The organism is Leisingera aquimarina DSM 24565 (genome assembly GCF_000473165.1).
Taxonomy (GTDB): domain Bacteria; phylum Pseudomonadota; class Alphaproteobacteria; order Rhodobacterales; family Rhodobacteraceae; genus Leisingera; species Leisingera aquimarina.
This window is the reverse complement of the sequence record NZ_KI421504.1, coordinates 4,229,162-4,250,010: the sequence shown is the minus strand read 5'-3', so window position 1 is coordinate 4,250,010 and position 20,849 is coordinate 4,229,162. Positions and strand designations below refer to the sequence as shown.

The following is a 20,849-nucleotide window of genomic DNA, read 5'->3' as shown; positions in this document are numbered from 1 at the left end:
CAGCCAGGGCACCTATTACCTGGGCACGATGAAGGGAGTGGGACGCATCTGCCAGCAGACCTTCATCGAGACCTATGCGCGGGTGGCGGCCGGTAAGCTCTGCACCGGGAAAACGGCGATCACCGCCGCCGGCCTGCTGAATGACATGGTTATCCCCTTCTTTGCCGGACACGGCATCAGCCTGTTGCGCATCCTGACGGGCCGCGGCACCGAATATTGCGGCAAAGCCGGAAGCCATGCCTATCAGCTCTACTTGGCCGTCGAGGACGTGGACCACACGAGAGCCAAGGCGAACAGCCCCCAGAGTGAGACCGTAAGGCAATCGATCCAGTTGATCGATTGCAGGGCGAACGGGATCTGCGAGCGCTTCCACCGGACCATCAAGGATGAGTTCTGCGACATCGCCTTCCGCAAGAAGCTCTACCGGCCGGTGGAGGAATTGCAGGTGGACCTGGACGCCTGGCCGGCCAGATACAACGAGCAGCGGCCGCATTCGGGAAGATACTGCTATGGCAAGACGCCTATGCAATCCTTCCGCGAAACGCTGCATATTGCCAGGGACAAGACGATCATGGCTTCCGATCCATCGGACAGTCGGCAACCCATTCTCAGCACAGAGAACTGAGATGCCTGTCAGATCAAGTCTGAAGTTTTACAGATAATGAAAGGCGGCCTGATTGGCCGTCCTTTTTTGTTTTGGTCTGTTTCCGCCGCTGTTTTGCGGCGTCTTTCATTTTGACGCGGGTTTGGCCTGCCGTTCTTTCTGGCTGTTGGGCTTTTTTTGTCTGGTTTGGCGTGATTCCGTGCGGGGTGACTCGTTTCCTTGCGGGGTGATTTTCTGTGATTCCGGGCGGTGGGGTTGTGGATAAGCGGGGTTGTTCTGTGGGTAAGTTGTGTTGCGGGGCGTTTTGGGTGTTCTGCGGTGTTTGCGGTTGCGGCATCCGGGTCAGGATTGCTGACTTTTTCGACATGTAAGTCATTGATTTTGTTTTGTTTGTATCTTTTCTTTTCGGAAAGTTCGGTTTTTGCTGTTTTTTGGCTTGCGGGTTGTTGGGAGTAACCTTAGAACCCCCTTCACCGGCAGCGACGAGATGCTGCTGAGACACACCGGACGGGACGGCGGGAACGCAGGACGGGACGGGAAACGCGGCGGAGAGACGCCGGGACGCCTGGAAAGACGGGAGACGGGCCGGAGAGACGGCTGGACGCTCAGGAGAGACTGGGGCNCTTTGATAGATCTGACAGGCGGGCGCGCTGGGGAATACTGGCGCATCGGTCTTGTTTTTGGCCTCTGAGTGTTGCTCTTTGACATTGATGGATAACTGAAGAGATATGTGGGCGGTTTGGTTCATTTCGATGGATCAACGTCTGTATATCAACACTTTTAGGGTTTCGGCCCGATGATGGAGTGTCAGCTTCACTGTTTGAACGGCTCGCGGTTTTCTGATGAAAANTGTGTGCATCAAACAGATGACTTTCAATACGTGCTCAATCCTTAGCCGGGTGGGCATAGGGATCAGCCCCCAAAGCGGTCCTGAGTATTGAAGATGTGCAGAGGTTCGAACGTCAAGGATAAGCTGGCAACAGCTTTTCAACTTGAGAGTTTGATCCTGGCTCAGAACGAACGCTGGCGGCAGGCCTAACACATGCAAGTCGAGCGCTCTCCTTCGGGAGGGAGCGGCGGACGGGTTAGTAACGCGTGGGAACGTGCCCTTCTCTAAGGAATAGCCACTGGAAACGGTGAGTAATACCTTATACGCCCTTCGGGGGAAAGATTTATCGGAGAAGGATCGGCCCGCGTTAGATTAGATAGTTGGTGGGGTAACGGCCTACCAAGTCTACGATCTATAGCTGGTTTTAGAGGATGATCAGCAACACTGGGACTGAGACACGGCCCAGACTCCTACGGGAGGCAGCAGTGGGGAATCTTGGACAATGGGCGCAAGCCTGATCCAGCCATGCCGCGTGAGTGATGAAGGCCCTAGGGTCGTAAAGCTCTTTCGCCAGAGATGATAATGACAGTATCTGGTAAAGAAACCCCGGCTAACTCCGTGCCAGCAGCCGCGGTAATACGGAGGGGGTTAGCGTTGTTCGGAATTACTGGGCGTAAAGCGCGCGTAGGCGGACCAGAAAGTAAGGGGTGAAATCCCAGGGCTCAACCCTGGAACTGCCTCTTAAACTCCTGGTCTTGAGTTCGAGAGAGGTGAGTGGAATTCCGAGTGTAGAGGTGAAATTCGTAGATATTCGGAGGAACACCAGTGGCGAAGGCGGCTCACTGGCTCGATACTGACGCTGAGGTGCGAAAGTGTGGGGAGCAAACAGGATTAGATACCCTGGTAGTCCACACCGTAAACGATGAATGCCAGTCGTCGGGTAGCATGCTATTCGGTGACACACCTAACGGATTAAGCATTCCGCCTGGGGAGTACGGTCGCAAGATTAAAACTCAAAGGAATTGACGGGGGCCCGCACAAGCGGTGGAGCATGTGGTTTAATTCGAAGCAACGCGCAGAACCTTACCAACCCTTGACATCCTCGGACCGGCCCAGAGATGGGTCTTTCACTTCGGTGACCGAGTGACAGGTGCTGCATGGCTGTCGTCAGCTCGTGTCGTGAGATGTTCGGTTAAGTCCGGCAACGAGCGCAACCCACATCCTTAGTTGCCAGCAGTTCGGCTGGGCACTCTAGGGAAACTGCCCGTGATAAGCGGGAGGAAGGTGTGGATGACGTCAAGTCCTCATGGCCCTTACGGGTTGGGCTACACACGTGCTACAATGGCAGTGACAATGGGTTAATCCCAAAAAACTGTCTCAGTTCGGATTGTCGTCTGCAACTCGGCGGCATGAAGTCGGAATCGCTAGTAATCGCGTAACAGCATGACGCGGTGAATACGTTCCCGGGCCTTGTACACACCGCCCGTCACACCATGGGAGTTGGGTTTACCCGAAGGCCGTGCGCTAACTTTTGAGGCAGCGGACCACGGTGAGCTCAGCGACTGGGGTGAAGTCGTAACAAGGTAGCCGTAGGGGAACCTGCGGCTGGATCACCTCCTTTCTAAGGATGATCCTAGTCAGATAAGCTTGCTTATCTCGTGGATCACTTAGCATGGACAGCAAACAAAGCTGTCCGCATTCGGTTGGATTTGCGTGCAAATTCAACTTGGACCGGACCGTCCTCATATCTCTTCAGACATATCGGATCCTGGCGCTGCCGGGGTTCAGCAAGGGGCCTTAGCTCAGCTGGGAGAGCGCCTGATTTGCATTCAGGAGGTCAGGAGTTCGATCCTCCTAGGCTCCACCACTTATGCAAACGGCCCGCACAATATGGGTCGGTAGCTCAGGTGGTTAGAGCGCACGCCTGATAAGCGTGAGGTCGGAGGTTCAAGTCCTCCTCGACCCACCATCCCCTGGCAGGGATGGCCATATGGAAGAACATATCTTCAAGCAGTTTTTGACTGTTTGAACGTCTGTTCTTCAGACGGCAAATTGACATCGTAAAGAGAGATACAATCAACAAGACTGTTGGTCGCCCGAGTGTGGGACTGACCTCAGTCAGGTGCTGATCCTTCTCCGGAAGGGGATGCGAGCTTCAGAATACGTCATGTTTCCTCAGACGTCCTGAAGTCTGCCTGATTGAAAAGACAGTGTTGTCCAAGTCAAGTACACTAACCCGCGCAATCGCACGATTGCGCAATAAGTTCCTGGTCGCAAATGTGGCTGGGAGCGGGATAGTTTGCTTTTTGGTTCAGAATAAAGGCGCCGGTTTCTTACCAGCTTCCGGTGCCGCGGAAGGTAACACTTTCTTTTTCTGGATCAAATCAAGCGCGAGAAGGGCGTTTGGTGGATGCCTTGGCAGTAAGAGGCGATGAAAGACGTGATACCCTGCGATAAGCTTGGGGGAGCCGGGAATAGGCTTTGATCCCAAGATCTCTGAATGGGGGAACCCACCTGAAAGTTTGTTATAATAGCCTTACGGCTGCTTATAATGGGCTTAACCAGGTACTTATAGACTGAATACATAGGTTTATAAGAGCAAACCCGGGGAACTGAAACATCTAAGTACCCGGAGGAAAGGACATCAATAGAGACTCCGTTAGTAGCGGCGAGCGAACGCGGACCAGCCGAGCCTGATGAGTGAGAAGAACATGTTGGGAAACATGGCCATAGCGGGTGACAGCCCCGTATTCTAAGCTCTGAGGGACGTATTAAGTAGGGCGGGACACGTGAAATCCTGTTCGAAGATCGGAGGACCACCTCCGAAGGCTAAGTACTCCTTACTGACCGATAGCGAACCAGTACCGTGAGGGAAAGGTGAAAAGCACCCCGGCGAGGGGAGTGAAACAGTACCTGAAACCGAACGCCTACAATCAGTTGGAGGCCCCTTGAGGGCTGACAGCGTACCTTTTGTATAATGGGTCATCGACTTGGTCTCACGAGCAAGCTTAAACCGTTAGGTGTAGGCGCAGCGAAAGCGAGTCTTAATAGGGCGCATGAGTTCGTGGGATCAGACCCGAAACCGAGTGATCTAGGCATGGCCAGGTTGAAGGTGCGGTAACACGCACTGGAGGACCGAACCCACATCCGTTGAAAAGGATCGGGATGAGCTGTGCCTAGGGGTGAAAGGCCAATCAAACTCGGAGATAGCTGGTTCTCTGCGAAATCTATTTAGGTAGAGCGTCATCCGAATACCCCGGGGGGTAGAGCACTGGATGGGTAATGGGGCCCCACAGGCTTACTGATCCTAACCAAACTCCGAATACCCGGGAGTACTGGATGGCAGACACACGGCGGATGCTAACGTCCGTCGTGGAGAGGGAAACAACCCTGACCTCCGGCTAAGGCCCCCAATTCATGGCTAAGTGGGAAAGCAGGTGAGACGTCCAAAACAACCAGGAGGTTGGCTTAGAAGCAGCCATCCTTTAAAGATAGCGTAACAGCTCACTGGTCTAATCAAGATGTCTTGCGGCGAAGATGTAACGGGGCTCAAGCCATGAGCCGAAGCCGAGGATGCACATAGTGCATGGTAGCAGAGCGTAGTGTGACATAGTTCCATGCGTCCTTATCTTCCTCCGGGAAGAATTGGACGCAAGGAGCTTTCGATGAAGCCGGGGCGTGAGCCATCCGGTGGAGAGATCACTAGTGAGAATGATGACATGAGTAGCGACAAAGAGTGTGAGAGACACTCTCGCCGAAAGTCCAAGGGTTCCTGCTTAAAGCTAATCTGAGCAGGGTAAGCCGGCCCCTAAGCCGAGGCCGAAAGGCGTAGGCGATGGGAACCACGTTAATATTCGTGGGCCAGGAGGATGTGACGGATTGTGAAGGTAGTTCATCCTTATCGGATTGAATGGGCTGCTGATCAGTCCCTGGAAATAGCCCTCCATCAGACCGTACCCTAAACCGACACAGGTGGACTGGTAGAGAATACCAAGGCGCTTGAGAGAACGATGTTGAAGGAACTCGGCAAAATACCTCCGTAAGTTCGCGAGAAGGAGGCCCGGGTCCTACGCAAGTGGAATCCGGGGGCACAAACCAGGGGGTGGCGACTGTTTATTAAAAACACAGGGCTCTGCGAAGCCGTAAGGCGACGTATAGGGTCTGACGCCTGCCCGGTGCCTGAAGGTTAAAAGGAGGGGTGAGAGCTCCGAATTGAAGCCCAGGTAAACGGCGGCCGTAACTATAACGGTCCTAAGGTAGCGAAATTCCTTGTCGGGTAAGTTCCGACCTGCACGAATGGCGTAACGACTTCCCCGCTGTCTCCAACATCGACTCAGCGAAATTGAATTGCCTGTCAAGATGCAGGCTTCCCGCGGTTAGACGGAAAGACCCCGTGCACCTTTACTACAGCTTCGCACTGGCATCAGGATTGTGATGTGCAGGATAGGTGGTAGGCATCGAAACCGTGACGCAAGTCGCGGTGGAGCCTCCCTTGAGATACCACCCTTCGCACTCTTGATGTCTAACCGCGGTCCGTTATCCGGATCCGGGACCCTGCGTGGCGGGTAGTTTGACTGGGGCGGTCGCCTCCTAAAGAGTAACGGAGGCGCGCGAAGGTTGGCTCAGAGCGGTCGGAAATCGCTCGTTGAGTGCAATGGCAGAAGCCAGCCTGACTGCGAGACTGACAAGTCGAGCAGAGACGAAAGTCGGCCATAGTGATCCGGTGGTCCCGAGTGGAAGGGCCATCGCTCAACGGATAAAAGGTACGCCGGGGATAACAGGCTGATACTGCCCAAGAGTCCATATCGACGGCAGTGTTTGGCACCTCGATGTCGGCTCATCTCATCCTGGGGCTGGAGCAGGTCCCAAGGGTACGGCTGTTCGCCGTTTAAAGAGGTACGTGAGCTGGGTTTAGAACGTCGTGAGACAGTTCGGTCCCTATCTGCCGTGGGTGTAGGATACTTGAGAGGAGTTGCCCCTAGTACGAGAGGACCGGGGTGAACGAACCACTGGTGGACCTGTTGTTGCGCCAGCAGCAGTGCAGGGTAGCTATGTTCGGACAGGATAACCGCTGAAGGCATCTAAGCGGGAAGCCCCCCTCAAAACAAGGTATCCCTGAGGGCCGTGGAAGACCACCACGCCGATAGGCCGGAGATGTAAGTGCAGCAATGCATTCAGTTGACCGGTACTAATCGCCCGATAGGCTTGATTTGATCCAGTAACAGACAGTGTTACGGAAAACACCAAACAAGCAAACATCCCTTAATACTAACACTTGGACACGTTGATTGTGACCGGCGCCATTGCTTCGCAACAGCGCCGGAGTTGGATTTTTCTCGGTTTGGTGGCAAAAGCGCAAGTGAAACACCCGGTCCCTTCCCGAACCCGGAAGTTAAGCACTGCAGCGCCGATGGTACTTGGGCTCAAGCCCTGGGAGAGTAGGTCACCGCCAAACCTAGTAAAATCCAATATCTCTCAATACGATCTCAAATAAACCCTGACGCGGGATGGAGCAGCCAGGTAGCTCGTCAGGCTCATAACCTGAAGGTCGCAGGTTCAAATCCTGCTCCCGCAACCAACTTCCGCGAACTTTCCGCATCGTCAATGCCCGCCTCTTCGGCGGGTTTTGCTTTTTTAAGCATGGCGATCAAATTGCCCTGCATGTACAGGATGTGGTTCTTGGCGTCTTGATCATATGACACGACAACACGATCCATCAGTTCGTGAAGCTCATCGCTCGCTCTGCCAGAACACCTTCGTCTGTAAGGGTTGCCACCAGGTTGTCGATATGCCTTCGATACAGCGATGGCATATCATCAGGCAGCGTGATGGGCGTTGGCACCAGCTGATCCCTTGTTGCCTGCAACGTTTTGAGTTCCTGTTCATATGAATTGAGACACTCAACAATCACGTTTGAATGCTGACCGTTCTCTATTGCATCCATCAGGTTCGAGATCTTCTTCTCAAGCTCTCTGGTCCTTTGGTCATGCAGGCGGAGGGCTTCCCCGTTATCCTTCTCCCGGTGTTGCAGGTGATGGAGATACCGCGTTTTGAATTCCTGGAATGCTTCATCTCTCATCAAGTGCTCACGAAGGCTGCTGAGGATGGTCTCTGCGGCAAGATCTTCCCTCATGCGGAGGGTCTGCTTGGCCTGGTCCAAGCAGACCCGTGTTTGAGGAGTTGGTTAGCTCATGACAGGGTAGCTTTCAGAGCTGATCAAGAGCTTTGACATTGCAAGTATTGATAGCTTTCTGTTCGCCGAAGGCCCTAAACGAGGATTGGGAAATTGACCTTCAACTTTACCGTTCCAACCGCAACTGAGTCGAAGCTGTTTCAGTTGGAAACTGGCGAGACGATCATTTTTGTGGGAGCTAATGGCGGCGGGAAAACACGACTGACCGTTCATATTGAAAATGTTCTGGGGATTCAGTCTCATCGGATTTCAGCTCATAGAGCACTTAACCTGAACCCCGGAGTGGCGAAGATCGCGGAGAAGAAAGCTCTGGCTGGCTTGCGAACCGAGCATCCGGACGAGTCATCCCTGCAAAACCCCGGTCGAAGAGCTGGCAGCAGATGGGGGAATAAGCACGCGACGCATTTGCTGAATGACTTTGAATACCTGATACAGGCACTTTTTGCTGACCAGTCAAATACGGCTTTGCAGGCATATCAGCGTCACAAACCGGGTGCAGAGGCGACCGACGAACCATTCCGGACAACGAAATTTGATAAGCTCGAGGAGATTTGGAGAGCTCTTCTTCCTCACCGCAAGCTCCACATTTCCGGCGACGATATCCTTGTCTCAATACCTGGCAGGGACGAAAAATACACCGCCTCAGAAATGAGTGATGGTGAGCGGGCGATTTTCTACATGATTGGCCAAGCTCTCGTCGCGGCAGAAAACACTGTTTTGATCGTCGATGAACCAGAGCTTCATGTTCATAGGTCAATTATGTCCAAGCTTTGGGACGCTATCGAAGCAGCCAGACCTGATTGCGGCTTTGTCTTCATCACCCATGATTTGGAGTTTGCTGCGTCGCGGGCGGCGCAAAAGTTTGTCATCAAGGATTACTCTCCAGTCCCGACATGGGACATTGAAGCTGTGCCTGAAAACACTGGTTTTGCCGATCTTCTTCTTCATAGTCATCGCCATCCACAACGCCGGAACAGGTGATCCGGGTTGGACCGAGAAACCATCCGCCAACCGCGGGCATCAGATCCTGCTGCAGCCTTCGGAAAACCCGCTCATCAAAAGCTATGAGCTTGCCCAGGATCTGGCCGGTGAGGCGTTCGAAACAATTGGGCTCGCCAGGGGAGAGCGCCGTGCCGAGGCCCGGCGCCAGGCGCGGGGAGAGGGAAAACCTCTGCCCGAGAAGCGGCAGCATGTGCCGCCGTCAAAGTGGCGTGCCGAAGAGCGCCGAAAGGCGCAAGCAGAGAAGAAACGCACCCTGGGCGATGCCCAGGATGAGGCAAAGGCGGCCGTTGAAAACGGCCGAGACCTGGCCAAGGCCACGGTTAAAAAATCGCGCAAACGCGCGGTGAAAGAGGCGCGGGCCCGCAAACAGCGGACCGCGCGGGAAACTGCAAAGATGATCCGCCGCCGTGAAACGGCGGAGGCAGAGGCTGTGCAGCATGAAAAAGCGGCTGACGCCGCGAATGCTCTGAAAAGGGAAATTGTGGCTGAGGTCGCGGCATTGGAGCCGACAGTGAAGGGGTATGAGGTAAGGGCAGAGGAAGCTGCAGAAAAGTACCGGGCCGAAACGGCAGCGCGGAAGGCCGAAGAGGAAAAACGCGCGCGGATTATCCAGGAAAGGCAACAGGCCGAGCAGGTGCTGAACGCCACGAAGGCGGAAAAATCTGATCTGGCCGCTCAGCTGCGGCAGATGGTTCAGCACCGCGGCCAGGAAGAGAAAGCCGCTGCTGAGGCTCAGGCTGCCCGGCTGACTGAGGAGAAGAGGCTGCAGGAGGCAGAAGAATAGGTCCGGTTGAAGGCAACGGAGGCAGAAGTCATCACAGATGCGATTGAAAGTGGATTAGACTTGGTTGCTGATGGGGCGGTCTTCTGGCGGGAGGCGTCTGCGGATCAGCAGGCAGGCCTGGCTTGGGGCGCGACCGCTCCCAAGACCAAGGGCGTGCGGGATGAAACGCTAAAAGAAATCCGCCCAGCGATGCGGATGGTCACGCGCATTGCTCAACTGGTGGCCCGGACCGTGAAACGCGTCCTCGCCAAGGAGCGGCAAAAGCTGAAAAGTGACGCGGATTACGTTCGCGGCCTGCGCGAGAAATGGGAGCCGGAAGATGATGCGCGGCTGTCCGGGATCTCGCTTGGTGGGATAGACAGCGGACCGAAATAGGACCGATTGCTGCCTTTCGTTGGGTGACAAGCCAAGGTTTGCTGTGCGGACAAAACTGCCTTTGATGATTTTTCGACGAAAGGCTGCTCATCATGAAGCAATTTAACTGTCACTATTGACAGTTAAATACGCTATCCCTATTTGCTGTCACACTTGACAGTTAAGGAGCGCGCGATGCTTCCCCGAAAGTTAATGATCACCGCTGCAATCGGTTTGTCTTGCACTCTGAGCGCATCTGCCTTGGCAGCTGAAACCGGTGCTCTAACCGCAAGCATTGACGGCATACGCAACTCCAACGGTGTATTGGTCGTTGCGGCCTTTGATGACGCGACCGCGTTTGAAGCGATGGGCGTCATGAACGCTGCGGCCTTGGCCATCGTTCCCGCAAACGAAGGTCGCGTGTCAGTGGCATTCCATGATCTGCCAACCGGTTCATACGCAATTGCGGCTTTGCATGACGAAGATAGTGACGGCGATTTCGACCTCGAAGGAGGGGTCCCGACCGAAGGTTACAGCTTCGCTTCCATGGGCAGGAGCGGTCTTCCACCAAGGTTCGGCGATGCTCTGACAGTCGCGGGACCGAATGCGTCGAGAACGCTCACGCTTCGCTATTGGAACTGAGATGGCTGGTCGTCCGTCAAACCGCGATGATCGCTATGAGCAGGTCATGCAAGCTCTCATTCACTGCGTGGCTCGCTATGGTGTAGAAGGCGCGTCGCTTGCACAGATTGCTGAGGAAGCGGGATTGAAGCGCCCGTTGGTGCGCCACCATCTTGGCAACCGTGAAGACATGATCGCCGCGTTGCAGGACTATGTTTTTCGCGGTTTTACTGAGCAAACTGAATCCATGATTGCCGCGGCGCCCCCGACCCATGGGTCCAAATGGCTTGTTGATATCCTGTTTTCGGAGGCCGGTACGTCGTCACCTGAATACGTTTTGGTTTTTGCGGCGCTGACGGCACGGGCCGCCGAGGACGCTGATCTCCAAGCTGAATGTCGAAGTGTTGTTCTCGATTTCGAAGACGCGGTTTCCACCATTCTACGATCTGATTTCCCTGACGCTGACAATGACCAGTTGCAGGCAACAGCGCATGGCATCGTAGCCGTCTATTTCAACGCAACATCACTAGCTTCATTGAGCATGTCTGTGGGGTGGCAAGCGCGCGCAAAAACCACGGCTCGGATGCTTCTCAACACTTTGAAAGACATGAAATGACCCGCTCTCGACTGCTGAACTACGCAACCTTCGTGATCCTGATGGTCTCAACGGCCCTCGGCTATCAAGCGCTCTGGGGGCTCCTGTTTCTCTATTGGACGATCCCAAACTTCTACTCGGGCCATGCGTTTCTGCTGTCCGATGTGACCCGCGATGAAGACCCGATCCTGTTTTGGCTGATCCAGATTGCTTGGGTGGTCTTAGGCCTTTTGTTGTTCATTCTCGACTTCTTGCCGCAAACTACCTGAGGAGGTCCAGACATGAAACCCATGCTGCATCTTTTGCCCGTCGAAGCCTATACCTCGCAAGCCTGGTATGACCGCGAGATGCGCGACATCTTCTCAAAGACCTGGCGCTATGCCGGTTTCATGGAAGATGTGAGCGAACCGGGCCAGTACATCACCGTTCAAGCCGGTCTGAACAACATCTTCGTGGTGATGGGCCGGGATCGCCGTCTGCGCGCATTCCACAACATATGCCGTCACCGCGGCACACAACTGATCCGTGCAGTTGGTAAGACGCAAAAGGCTTTAACCTGCCCATACCATGACTGGACATACGATCTGGAAGGCAACCTGGTCTCTGTTCCGGAGGAAGAGGAGGAGTTCGGACAGGTGGACAAATCTTGCCTCGGCCTAAAGCCCGCCAAAGTGGATATCTGGAAGTCGATGATCTTCGTGCATCCCGATCCAGATGCGCCGTCAATTGCTGAATGGTTCGGACCCACTGAGCCGCATATCGGACCACATGTTCCTGAGGAGCTTGTCGAATACGAAGAGCTGAACACGAGCTATGAGATCAAGGCCAACTGGAAGGTTGTCGTTGAGAATTACATTGATGTCTATCACCTGAGTCATCTGCATTCGAACACGCTGCAGATGTATGACCACAAGGCGGCCAAGTACCATTGGGAAGGCCCGCACTACATGTTCTGGGAACCACCAGTCGAAGCGTTTCTAAAAGATCAGGAAAGCAAGCTGATCGCTCCGCGTGTGATCCCAAAAGACATGAATGGCGCCTGGGTGCCGATGCTGTTTCCCGGTATTGGGCTGGCGGGGTCGGAAGACGGCTGGAACATCTTCATCATCGAACCGCTTGGTCCCGAATTGGCGCGCGTGACCAATCGCGGGCGTGTGTTCAACAGTTCTGGATGGGAGTTTGCTAAGCAATCCATGAAGTCGTCGAACTTCTGGACCAAGTTCGGCTTGAGCGGCAAATACGAGGCTCATGACGCCGTGGGTGAGGACGATCCGATGGTCGCTGGCGACTTTACCAGAGAGGACATTTACGCCTGCGAACAACAGCAGAAATCGCTGAAGTCGCCTTATTTCGAAACCGGCCCGGCCGCGGTTGGGGAAAGCCCTGTCATTGACCATCAAAAAGTGGTCCTGAAATGGTTGGGAGAGAAAGCATGACCCGTCACTTCCATCCCCTTACAGTTCTAGACACCCGCGAAGAAATCGGCGGCTTGGCCAAGACGGTAATGTTCGACGTGCCAGAAATCTTGCGGGAAACCTTCGCGTGGCGACCAGGTCAGCACCTTTCGTTTCGCTTTGTTGTTGAAGGTGAAGAACAGCGCCGCAGCTACTCTATCTCGTCTTCTCCCTTCACAGGCGATCCGCTGCGGATCACCGTAAAGCGCGTCAAAGGAGGCATCGTCAGTAACCACATCAATGAAAATGTGAAAAAGGGGGACGTGATCGATGTCATGCCCCCGTTCGGCGGGTTTTGCCTTGACCCTGCGCAGGGCGCGCGCCGGACGCACTATTTCTTTGGTGCAGGTTCAGGCATCACTCCCCTCTACGCAATGCTCAGTTCGGTCATGGCTGCGGAACCCAACTCGGCCGCGCATCTGGCGTATGGCAACAACAACGAAATGAGCATCCTGCTTGACGATGAATTGAATGGTATCTGGACAGCCCACCCGGAAAGGATGTCCATACATCATGTCTTCTCAAAGCCGAGTTGGTGGACCAGCGCCGGGTACTGGCGTAAGGGCATTGTAGACAAGGACGCTATCGAAGCTCTGATCACGGAAAACCCGCCTTACGCACAGGACGCTCAGTATTATGTCTGCGGCCCAGGCGGCATGAATAAAGCCGTGAAAACGGCGCTGATGTCGCTGGACGTGCCAACCAACCGCATCCACATGGAAAGCTATGGAGGTACTGCCGACCTCGACACTAGCGTCGAGGGCATTGCATCGTCGATGGAGCTGACGCTCGGCGGTGCCCAACAAACCGTGAGCATTTCACCGGGTCAGACCATATTGGAAGCGGCCAAGGCCGCAGGTTTGAAACCGCCGTTCTCTTGCCAATCAGGGGTGTGCGGAGCATGTCGCGCCAGGCTGGTCTCTGGCGACGTTCACATGCGCGCCCGCATGGCGCTTGAAGACAAAGACATCGCAAACGGTGCGATCCTGACATGTCAATCTTTGCCAACGACCGACAAACTGTCGGTCAGCTATGACTAGAGCGTTCTCCGGTGAAGAAGCCGGGACGTTCTTTCTGGCGAGTATCGGTCTCAGTCTTGTCACGTGGCGCATCAGTTTCACACTCGGTGCTTATGGTGAGGTGTTTTATACAGACTTCTTGTCGATCTGGTTTGTATCCCTTGCCTCTCTCGTCGCTATTTTCGTTGTCGGAAGAACTGCGGACGGAACGCGATATCTGACTTGGTGGGGGACGCTACTTTTCAGTCTGCCCACGGTCGTCATGACCTCCGCCATCTGGTCCACCACTCCGCAGGCACTGTCTTACTTGGCTCTTCTGTTGCTTCCGGCAATTCCGTACACCGCATACATTCTGGTATCTGTCGCCGTGCCCGAGGCCGCGGAGCTTCACAGCAAGCGGCTTTTTCGATGGCTGGTCGTCATCGTCGTTTTCGTCAACGGCGTCAGCTTCTTGGTCGGGAAGTACAATTTCGCCTTTATGACATGCGTTGATTTCAGCATCGCGGGGGACCATTTACCCGAGAACTGCTGGCGCGGTTAGGAAAACTAAATGCACAGAATTACGTTTTCAATGTAGCTGAGATCGCCATAACCGACATTCAAGCATAGCGCGGCATAGGTCGAAATGGGCTCTGACCAAGATTTCGCCGCCACCAGGCCGAACCTCGGCTTTTGGGACGCGGGTGGCAGCACTTCACCGGAAACGTCGCAGGATCAACCCCTTGGCCAGACCTATCGATGGCCGGTCCCTGTACACGCATACCAAGGGTCGTGCTGCGTCGGCATTCGGCGGCTGAGAGCCCAAGTCGGTCAATGTTGCAGTAAGCATGAATAAGTGTGAACGGCGCAAAACAGACATTCACAGGAAGGATGACACCTCCCACAGGTTCTCGGCAGCAGTCGTGCCGGTGCTTATATTCGCCAACTTTGGAACGAGATTACCTGTGCATAAGTTCGCCTCCAACCCGGCACCGGTTACTGATTGTACATGATCTAAAAATCTTTTCAGTTCTTCGAACGCGGGCCTGCCGATACATATTGCCATTACAAATAAGGCATAACTTGGCTTGGACTTTGTTTCACCCCAGGCGTGCCAACGACAATGGGAAGTAAGCGTTCATGATTCCAGAAGCCCTTCCGGCTCTGGTCACGGCGTTTGCCTCCTGCCAACCCGGGAGGAAATCATGAAACTTTACAAGTCCGGCTGTGACATACTGCCCACAACCCTCGAAGACTCTGCTCACAATGCGAAGCGTCGGAATGACGAAGTCAGCCGGCGTGAATTTCTTGCCATGGCGACAACGTTCGGGGCCACTACCGCAACAGCCTACGCCATGCTGGGCATGAATGCGCCGGCGTTCGCGTCAGAAACACCAAAGACCGGCGGAACGCTGCGGATCGGGATGGTTGTTCGGGAAGGCAAGGATCCGCGGTCTTATGATGACAGCCCGCAAGCTAACATCAGCCGGGGCTGGCTTGAGTATCTGGTGCGCTACACTCATCAGTTCACCTTTGAGCCGATGCTTCTGGAAAGCTGGGAAATCAGCGAAGATGCAAAGACCTACATTCTGAATGTGCGCCCCGGGGTGACCTGGCACAACGGCGATCCACTTACCGCGGAGCATGTCGCATACAATATTGAACGGTGGTGCGATAAGGGGGCCGAAGGCAATTCCATGGCGGGCCGGTTCGGGACATTGATTGATCCCGATACCTCAAAGGCGGCTGAGGGAACCATCGAAGTGGTCGACGCCTCGACCGTACGGCTGAACCTGCCGAACCCGGATATTACACTGATCGCCGGCATGGCGGACTATCCCGCAGCTATCGTGCATCCAGACGCCGGCAGTGCAGATCCTTTCAAGGCGCCACTGGGGACAGGTCCCTACACCCTGGAAAGCCATGAAGTCGGCGTTAGAGCCGTGCTGGTCCGCAAAGACGGCCATACTTGGTGGAACGAGGGCCAGGGGGCCTATTTGGACAGGATCGAATACCTGGACGTGGGAACCGACCCGACCACCATCCTGTCTTCCTATGAAGCGGAAGAAATCGACGCCAACTACGAATCCAGCGGTGATTTTGTCGCGGTGCTGACCGGGCTGGGCCTGCAGCAAAACGAAGCCGTGACGGCCGCGACAATTGTCATCCGCCCCAATCAGGTCGCCACGGTGAATGGCAAAAAACCCTATGCAGACGCACGTGTCCGTCGCGCCCTGTCAATGGCGGTGGACAACTCAGTATTGCTCGAGTTGGGGGTCAACGGGTTGGGGATACCGGCGCAGAACCATCATGTCTGTCCTATTCATCCCGAGTATGCCGAAGTGGACCGGATACCTCACGATCCTGCCGGGGCCATGGAGCTTCTCAAAGAAGTCGGCATGGAAGACTATGAGCATGAGCTGATTTCGATCGACGATGACTGGCGCCGTAACACAACCGACGCCATGGCTGCGCAGTTGCGGGGGGCTGGGATCAAGGTGAAGCGAACAGTTGTTCCTGGAGCATCTTTCTGGAATGACTGGGCGAAATTTCCCTTCAGCTCGACCAATTGGAACATGCGCCCGCTCGGCGTGCAAATTCTGGCCCTGACCTACCGGTCCGGAGAAAACTGGAACGAAACCGGGTTCAACAATCCTGAGTTCGACCGTTTGCTGGCAGAGGCACTGGCAACCCCTGATGCGGACAAGCGCAGGGGAATCATGGCCAAACTGCAGAGGATCTTGCTGGACGAAGGTGTTGTGACGCAGCCCTATTGGCGTTCCCTTTACAATCACTGCCGTGAGAATGTGAAAGGAATGGGCATGCATCCGACCTTTGAAATTCACATGGATAAGATCTGGTTGGACCGATAGGAGGCGCCCATGTCGGCCACTGAAAAGCACCTGAAAGCCGGCACAAGCAAGGAATGGAATTGGCATCCAGACTTGCCTGTCGCCGTAACGCCGCTTTTCTCGTGGCCGCCAAGGCCAATGGCCACACTCCGGTGGTTTGCGACCAACTGGCTGCCGATCACCGAATACCTGATCTACGCGCTGATGGCCTGGGCCATCTGGGCTTGGCTGGTGCCACCCTTGGAGCAGATGCAGCGTTTAAGCTGGGGATGGGTTTTGCAGCTTTGGGCGCGCAACCTGATCCTGATGACCTTCTTTGCCCAAGGGCTGCATCTGTGGCTTTACGGATGGAAGAAGCAGGGCGACGACTACAAGTTCGACCGGCGCGGACCAGCCAAGAATGCACGCATCTTCCTGTGGAACGATCAGTATTGGGACAATGTCACCTACGCGCTCCTGTCTGGCGTGACCGTCTGGACATTCTATGATGCCATCGTTTGGACGGCTTACGCCAATGGATGGGCGCCGATGATTACGGCCCGGAGCAATCCGATCTGGTTCTTTGCCCTGTTCCTGTTGTTGCCTGTTGTACAGTCCTTCCATTTCTACTGGCTGCACCGCGCACTGCACATTCCATGGATCTACAAGCGTGTGCATTCTGTTCATCACCGTAGTGTTTCAGTTGCACCGTGGTCAGGCTTTTCCATGCATCCGATCGAGCATGCCGGCTACATGAGTCTTTTGCTGATCTTCCTGGTTGTGCCCGCGCATCCGATCCACTTCCTCTTCATCGGATATTCGTTGGCGCTTGCTTCAGCCACGTCGCATGCCGGGTTTGAAAACCTGGTGCTGGGGGACAAGGCCCACCTGAAGATCGGGTCGTTCCACCACCAACTGCATCACCGGTATTTCGAATGCAATTATGGCGGCCCGGAAATGCCCTGGGACAACTGGTTCGGCAGCTTTCACGATGGCAGCCCGGAGGCAATGGAACGTGTGCGCGAAACCAAAAAACGCATGCACGCCAAATGAGTGGCGTGGTGACAATCCAGGACGGTCAGTGTTGATCTGGAACGCGTTGACCGGTGGTTCCTGAATGACGACGCCTAAACGTCTGCCGGGATGCTTCTCATTGTCGGGTCAGCTTCGATTTCCTCTTCAAGCCACTTGGTGAACAGAGCCAGTTTCGGGTTCGCTGCACTGTTTTTTGGCGTTGCAAGGTACCATTGACTCGGCTCTGGCACGGAGAGACCGAACGGCCGTACCAAGCGCCCTCTCTCAAGGTCACGGACGCAGAACGGCGCTCTTGCCATTCCAATCCCATGGTTTTTCAGGACTGCCTCACGAACCAGCGGATAATTGTCAAAAACGGACCCGAATTTCATGTCGTCGCGGCTGAGGCCTGCCGCCTCCAGCCAGCAAGTCCAGTCATCCACATCTGATGGCGTGGTTGGGACGCCCAGCAGCAAGAAGCTCTCTAATTCATCAAGTGTCATGCCCATGTCCGGATCACTCAAAGCCTCGGGAGCGCACACCGGGTAAATGTCGGTTTCAAACAACGGGCTGTAATTGAATCTCTTGTCAAAAGGCGGGGCATTGAAGATACCCGCGTCAAATCTGTGCGCATCATAGTCACCGTCTTCAAAGGTTGAGATTATGCGCACGCGGGTGTTCGGATTGTCCTGAAGGAAATCAGCAAGCCTGGGCTGCAGCCACATTGTATTGAAACTCGCATAAGACTGAACGAGCAGCACATCGGGCTCGTCCGGCGCCTGTATGCGCCTGGTGGCTTTGATTATCCCCTGAATGTGTTCACGGATTGGCGGATAATACTGTTCACCGGCTGGCGTCAGTTCGACGGACCGGCTTGTGCGTTCAAGAAGTTGAACTCCGATTGACGTCTCCAGCGCCTTGATCTGATGGCTGACGGCCGCGTGCGTCACGCAGCTTTCGTCAGCTGCCTTACGAAAGCTCTTGTGACGCGCCACGGCTTCAAAGGCGCGCAGAGAAACCAATGTTGGCATATGAGTCGTCACCGGCGGGTCTCCTCGATGGTTGCAGCCCGACATCCTTTAGCTTGCCTAACTGGCGGAAAAAATTACGGCGGCGGGTGGCATTGAATATTTGCCCAACTTTACATGCGGTCAAACGGTATTTTCACGCTCAACGCACTGGTTAGAAATCCTTGATGAATGCAAAAATCTTTCAATTCTTCAGCTCGTTGAGAGATGGCAGATTGGCAAGTGAAGAAAGCCAAGGATTCCTTCTGTATGTCCGCCACGTCACCTTCGCTGAATGCATATGGCTACCCCTTGCTGATCAAGCAGCTGCTGGCGCGTTCCAGGCTGGTCTCCGCCAGGCAAGAGATCGTCAGTGGCTCCAATATGCGGCTGACCTATGCTCAGCTCAACGAACGCATCGGCCAGCTTGCCAATGCGCTCAAGGCCAGCGGTATTGGCGAGGGCATGCGTGTTGGTGTCATGGACTGGGATACCCACCGCTATCTTGAATGTTTCTTTGCGGTTCCGATGATGGGCGCTGTGCTGCACACGATCAACGTGCGTTTGTCGCCTGCGCAGGTTCTTTACACGATCAACCATGGGCAGCCGGATCTGATCATCGTGCATCAGGATTTCATGCCGCTTATTGATGAGATCAAATCGGATATTGACCGGGACATCACCATTGTCCCCATCGGAAACGGAGACGGTTACGAAGACTGGATCAGGGGTGCTCCAACCGGGTTTGAGTTTCCTGATTTTGACGAAAGCCGGACCGCAACACTGTTGTATACGACTGGAACCACTGGCAACCCCAAGGGGGTGAGCTATTCCCATCGCCAGCTGGTGCTTCACACTTTGGGCCTGATCGCTGGTTTTGGCGCATTCCCCGGAAACGCCGGGTTTCACCGCGGCGACGTCTACATGCCGCTGACACCTCTGTTTCACGTCCATGGATGGGGGTTTCCATATGCCGCGACGATGATGGGCGTGCGCCAAGTCTATCCCGGCCGCTACACGCCAGACGAAGTTCTGCGGCTGATTGCTGCTGAAGGCGTCACTTTCTCCCATTGCGTGCCCACCATTCTGTCCATGGTGCTCGACCATCCCGGCTGCCCGCAGACAGACCTGAGCCAGTGGAAAGTAATCATTGGCGGGGCCGCTTTACCGCGCGGCCTGCAGGACCGCGCTGCTGCGGCTGGCATATCATTGCATGCGGCTTATGGAATGTCCGAAACCTGTCCGTTTCTGACGGTGGCAGATCTGTCCAGCGATGATTCGGAGAGACAGGCGCAAACCGGCTTTCCCGGCCCGCTTGTCGACCTTCGTGTTGTGACGCCAGATATGAAGGACGTCCCGCATGACGGTGAAACAACCGGCGAAGTTGTTGCCCGGGCACCCTGGCTGACCCAGGGTTATTTCGGTAACGAGCAAGCCTCTGACGAACTGTGGGCTGGCGGGTATCTGCACACCGGGGATGTTGGCTATATCCGTGAGAATGGATCGTTGCAGATCACTGACCGGCTCAAGGATGTGATCAAAACCGGCGGCGAATGGATTTCGTCACTGGCATTGGAAAACATAGCCTCCGCTTGTGCCGGCGTCGAAGACGTGGCCGCGATTGGCCTGCCACATGCCAAGTGGGGCGAAAGGCCGGTGCTGGTTGCTCAGCTTGCAAAGAATGCCGAACCGGATCAGGTGCGCCAAGGCATCCTGGAAGAATTCCAGTCGCGCGCTGACATCGGCGACCTGTCGAAGTGGGCAGTGCCAGACCGAATATTCTTTGTCGAACGGCTTCCCAGGACCAGTGTTGGCAAGCTCGACAAGAAGCTCTTACGGCAAGAGATTTCTACAGGCACGGATGTGAAATCATGACAGACAAGCAGCACCGTATTCAGGCCCTCATCCGAGCCATTGTCGCGTATTTGGAGACCCACCGAAGCGATGCGCCCGGTGTTGATCTGACGCTGGACAAGCTTGCAGCCATGGATCTTTCCTGCAGGCGGCAGCGTGATGTCCCTTCCCAGGGAACCCGTCATGATCAGGTGCTGTCTCAAGCCATCGCTGGCATCACCGAGCCCAAACTGCTTGAAATCGCAAAATGCCTGTCTGCGGCTAAGGATGACCTGGTCTGGCGCGAGGACAACGCGCAGTTCTATCCGCCCGGCGCCGACCTGGGAGAGGGTTATATCAAGTGCAACTTGCATTCCTTGCTGATTGGCGCCGACGCCTGCGGGCATCACCACCCGGACTTTAGCCTGGGTATCTTCATGCTGGGTCCGCGGACGTTGTACCGCGACCATAACCACGACGCGCCTGAGCTTTATCTGAACCTGTCCGAGAGATCCGGCTGGCGGTTCAGATCCGGCGAATGGCAGGACTATGCTGCTGGATCGCTTATCTGGAACGCCGCGGGCGAGCCCCATGCCACCCGGGTCTATGATCAGCCGTTCATCTCGGTCTTTGTCTGGCTTGAGAACGTGAGTTCGCGCTGCAATGTCATCCACTTCGACGACTGGGCCGAGATCGAACAAGGTCTTGCCCAAAAGTTCATCTGAGGTTT

16 protein-coding genes, 3 tRNA genes and 3 rRNA genes are annotated in these 20,849 nt (G+C 55.1%); 20 read left to right on the top strand and 2 right to left on the bottom strand.

Annotated elements, in window-relative coordinates:
- From AQUI_RS28885 to AQUI_RS0125345, 7 genes are all read left to right on the top strand, one after another.
- Positions 1–625: IS481 family transposase (locus AQUI_RS28885; RefSeq protein ID WP_035920507.1), on the top strand; the 625-nt coding region annotated here is incomplete at its 5' end.
- 967 nt (positions 626–1,592) lie between these two features.
- Positions 1,593–3,054: ribosomal RNA gene (locus AQUI_RS0125370) — 16S ribosomal RNA — on the top strand.
- A gap of 170 nt (positions 3,055–3,224) precedes the next feature.
- Positions 3,225–3,300, top strand: a tRNA-Ala gene (locus tag AQUI_RS0125365).
- Positions 3,301–3,325: 25 nt separating this feature from the next.
- Positions 3,326–3,402 (top strand) — tRNA-Ile (locus AQUI_RS0125360).
- A gap of 413 nt (positions 3,403–3,815) precedes the next feature.
- A 23S ribosomal RNA gene (locus AQUI_RS0125355) occupies positions 3,816–6,646 on the top strand.
- A gap of 127 nt (positions 6,647–6,773) precedes the next feature.
- A 5S ribosomal RNA gene (gene rrf / locus AQUI_RS0125350) occupies positions 6,774–6,888 on the top strand.
- The 16S, 23S and 5S rRNA genes sit together here with 3 tRNA genes alongside, the layout of an rRNA operon.
- Before the next feature lie 46 nt (positions 6,889–6,934).
- Positions 6,935–7,011: transfer RNA gene (locus AQUI_RS0125345), tRNA-Met, on the top strand.
- 138 nt (positions 7,012–7,149) lie between these two features.
- On the opposite strand, the gene AQUI_RS0125340 is transcribed toward AQUI_RS0125345, so the two are convergent.
- Positions 7,150–7,566, bottom strand: a complete 417-nt coding sequence (locus AQUI_RS0125340) for a hypothetical protein (protein WP_156916916.1) — start codon at positions 7,564–7,566, stop codon at positions 7,150–7,152.
- A gap of 153 nt (positions 7,567–7,719) precedes the next feature.
- Here AQUI_RS0125340 and AQUI_RS28880 point away from each other — a divergent pair, with 153 nt between their 5' ends.
- The 11 genes from AQUI_RS28880 to AQUI_RS0125285 all read left to right on the top strand — a co-directional run bounded on the left by AQUI_RS28880 (position 7,720) and on the right by AQUI_RS0125285 (position 17,318).
- Positions 7,720–8,607: an AAA family ATPase gene (locus AQUI_RS28880; RefSeq protein WP_084294522.1), complete on the top strand. Its 888-nt coding sequence runs from the start codon at positions 7,720–7,722 to the stop codon at positions 8,605–8,607.
- Positions 8,555–9,412 carry a hypothetical protein gene (locus AQUI_RS29535; RefSeq protein WP_027260012.1) on the top strand — a complete coding sequence of 286 codons (858 nt, stop codon included), beginning with the start codon at positions 8,555–8,557 and terminating at the stop codon, positions 9,410–9,412. Before AQUI_RS28880 ends, AQUI_RS29535 begins: the two co-directional genes overlap by 53 nt.
- Before the next feature lie 6 nt (positions 9,413–9,418).
- On the top strand, positions 9,419–9,787 hold the full coding sequence (locus AQUI_RS0125325; RefSeq protein ID WP_027260011.1) for a hypothetical protein: 369 nt from the start codon (positions 9,419–9,421) through the stop codon (positions 9,785–9,787).
- A gap of 174 nt (positions 9,788–9,961) precedes the next feature.
- Positions 9,962–10,408: a DUF2141 domain-containing protein gene (locus AQUI_RS28870; RefSeq protein ID WP_051371990.1), complete on the top strand. Its 447-nt coding sequence runs from the start codon at positions 9,962–9,964 to the stop codon at positions 10,406–10,408.
- Position 10,409: 1 nt separating this feature from the next.
- On the top strand, positions 10,410–11,003 hold the full coding sequence (locus tag AQUI_RS0125315; protein ID WP_035920202.1) for a TetR/AcrR family transcriptional regulator: 594 nt from the start codon (positions 10,410–10,412) through the stop codon (positions 11,001–11,003).
- Complete coding sequence (locus tag AQUI_RS0125310; RefSeq protein ID WP_051371989.1) at positions 11,000–11,251, top strand: hypothetical protein; 252 nt, start codon at positions 11,000–11,002, stop codon at positions 11,249–11,251. Before AQUI_RS0125315 ends, AQUI_RS0125310 begins: the two co-directional genes overlap by 4 nt.
- 12 nt (positions 11,252–11,263) lie before the next feature.
- Complete coding sequence (locus AQUI_RS0125305; RefSeq protein ID WP_084294520.1) at positions 11,264–12,418, top strand: aromatic ring-hydroxylating oxygenase subunit alpha; 1,155 nt, start codon at positions 11,264–11,266, stop codon at positions 12,416–12,418.
- On the top strand, positions 12,415–13,476 hold the full coding sequence (locus AQUI_RS0125300; protein WP_027260007.1) for a 2Fe-2S iron-sulfur cluster-binding protein: 1,062 nt from the start codon (positions 12,415–12,417) through the stop codon (positions 13,474–13,476). Before AQUI_RS0125305 ends, AQUI_RS0125300 begins: the two co-directional genes overlap by 4 nt.
- Entirely contained in the window at positions 13,469–13,996 is a 528-nt protein-coding gene (locus AQUI_RS0125295) for a hypothetical protein (protein WP_027260006.1), read from the top strand. Before AQUI_RS0125300 ends, AQUI_RS0125295 begins: the two co-directional genes overlap by 8 nt.
- Before the next feature lie 643 nt (positions 13,997–14,639).
- Positions 14,640–16,307, top strand: a complete 1,668-nt coding sequence (locus tag AQUI_RS0125290; RefSeq protein WP_027260005.1) for an ABC transporter substrate-binding protein — start codon at positions 14,640–14,642, stop codon at positions 16,305–16,307.
- Between the two features lie 117 nt (positions 16,308–16,424).
- Positions 16,425–17,318, top strand: coding sequence for a sterol desaturase family protein (locus AQUI_RS0125285; protein ID WP_245596970.1), 894 nt, complete (start codon positions 16,425–16,427; stop codon positions 17,316–17,318).
- A 74-nt stretch (positions 17,319–17,392) separates the two neighbouring features.
- Here AQUI_RS0125285 and AQUI_RS0125280 read toward each other — a convergent pair whose 3' ends face one another.
- The gene (locus AQUI_RS0125280) at positions 17,393–18,322 is read right to left on the bottom strand and encodes a LysR substrate-binding domain-containing protein (RefSeq protein ID WP_027260003.1); all 930 of its coding nucleotides are present in this window, start codon (positions 18,320–18,322) and stop codon (positions 17,393–17,395) included.
- Positions 18,323–18,556: 234 nt separating this feature from the next.
- On the opposite strand from AQUI_RS0125280, the gene AQUI_RS0125275 reads away from it, so the two are divergent.
- Both AQUI_RS0125275 and AQUI_RS0125270 read left to right on the top strand, forming a co-directional pair.
- The gene (locus tag AQUI_RS0125275; protein ID WP_027260002.1) at positions 18,557–20,161 is read left to right on the top strand and encodes a long-chain-fatty-acid--CoA ligase; all 1,605 of its coding nucleotides are present in this window, start codon (positions 18,557–18,559) and stop codon (positions 20,159–20,161) included.
- Positions 20,158–20,844 carry a dimethylsulfonioproprionate lyase family protein gene (locus AQUI_RS0125270; protein WP_027260001.1) on the top strand — a complete coding sequence of 229 codons (687 nt, stop codon included), beginning with the start codon at positions 20,158–20,160 and terminating at the stop codon, positions 20,842–20,844. Before AQUI_RS0125275 ends, AQUI_RS0125270 begins: the two co-directional genes overlap by 4 nt.
- Positions 20,845–20,849: the final 5 nt, after the last annotated feature.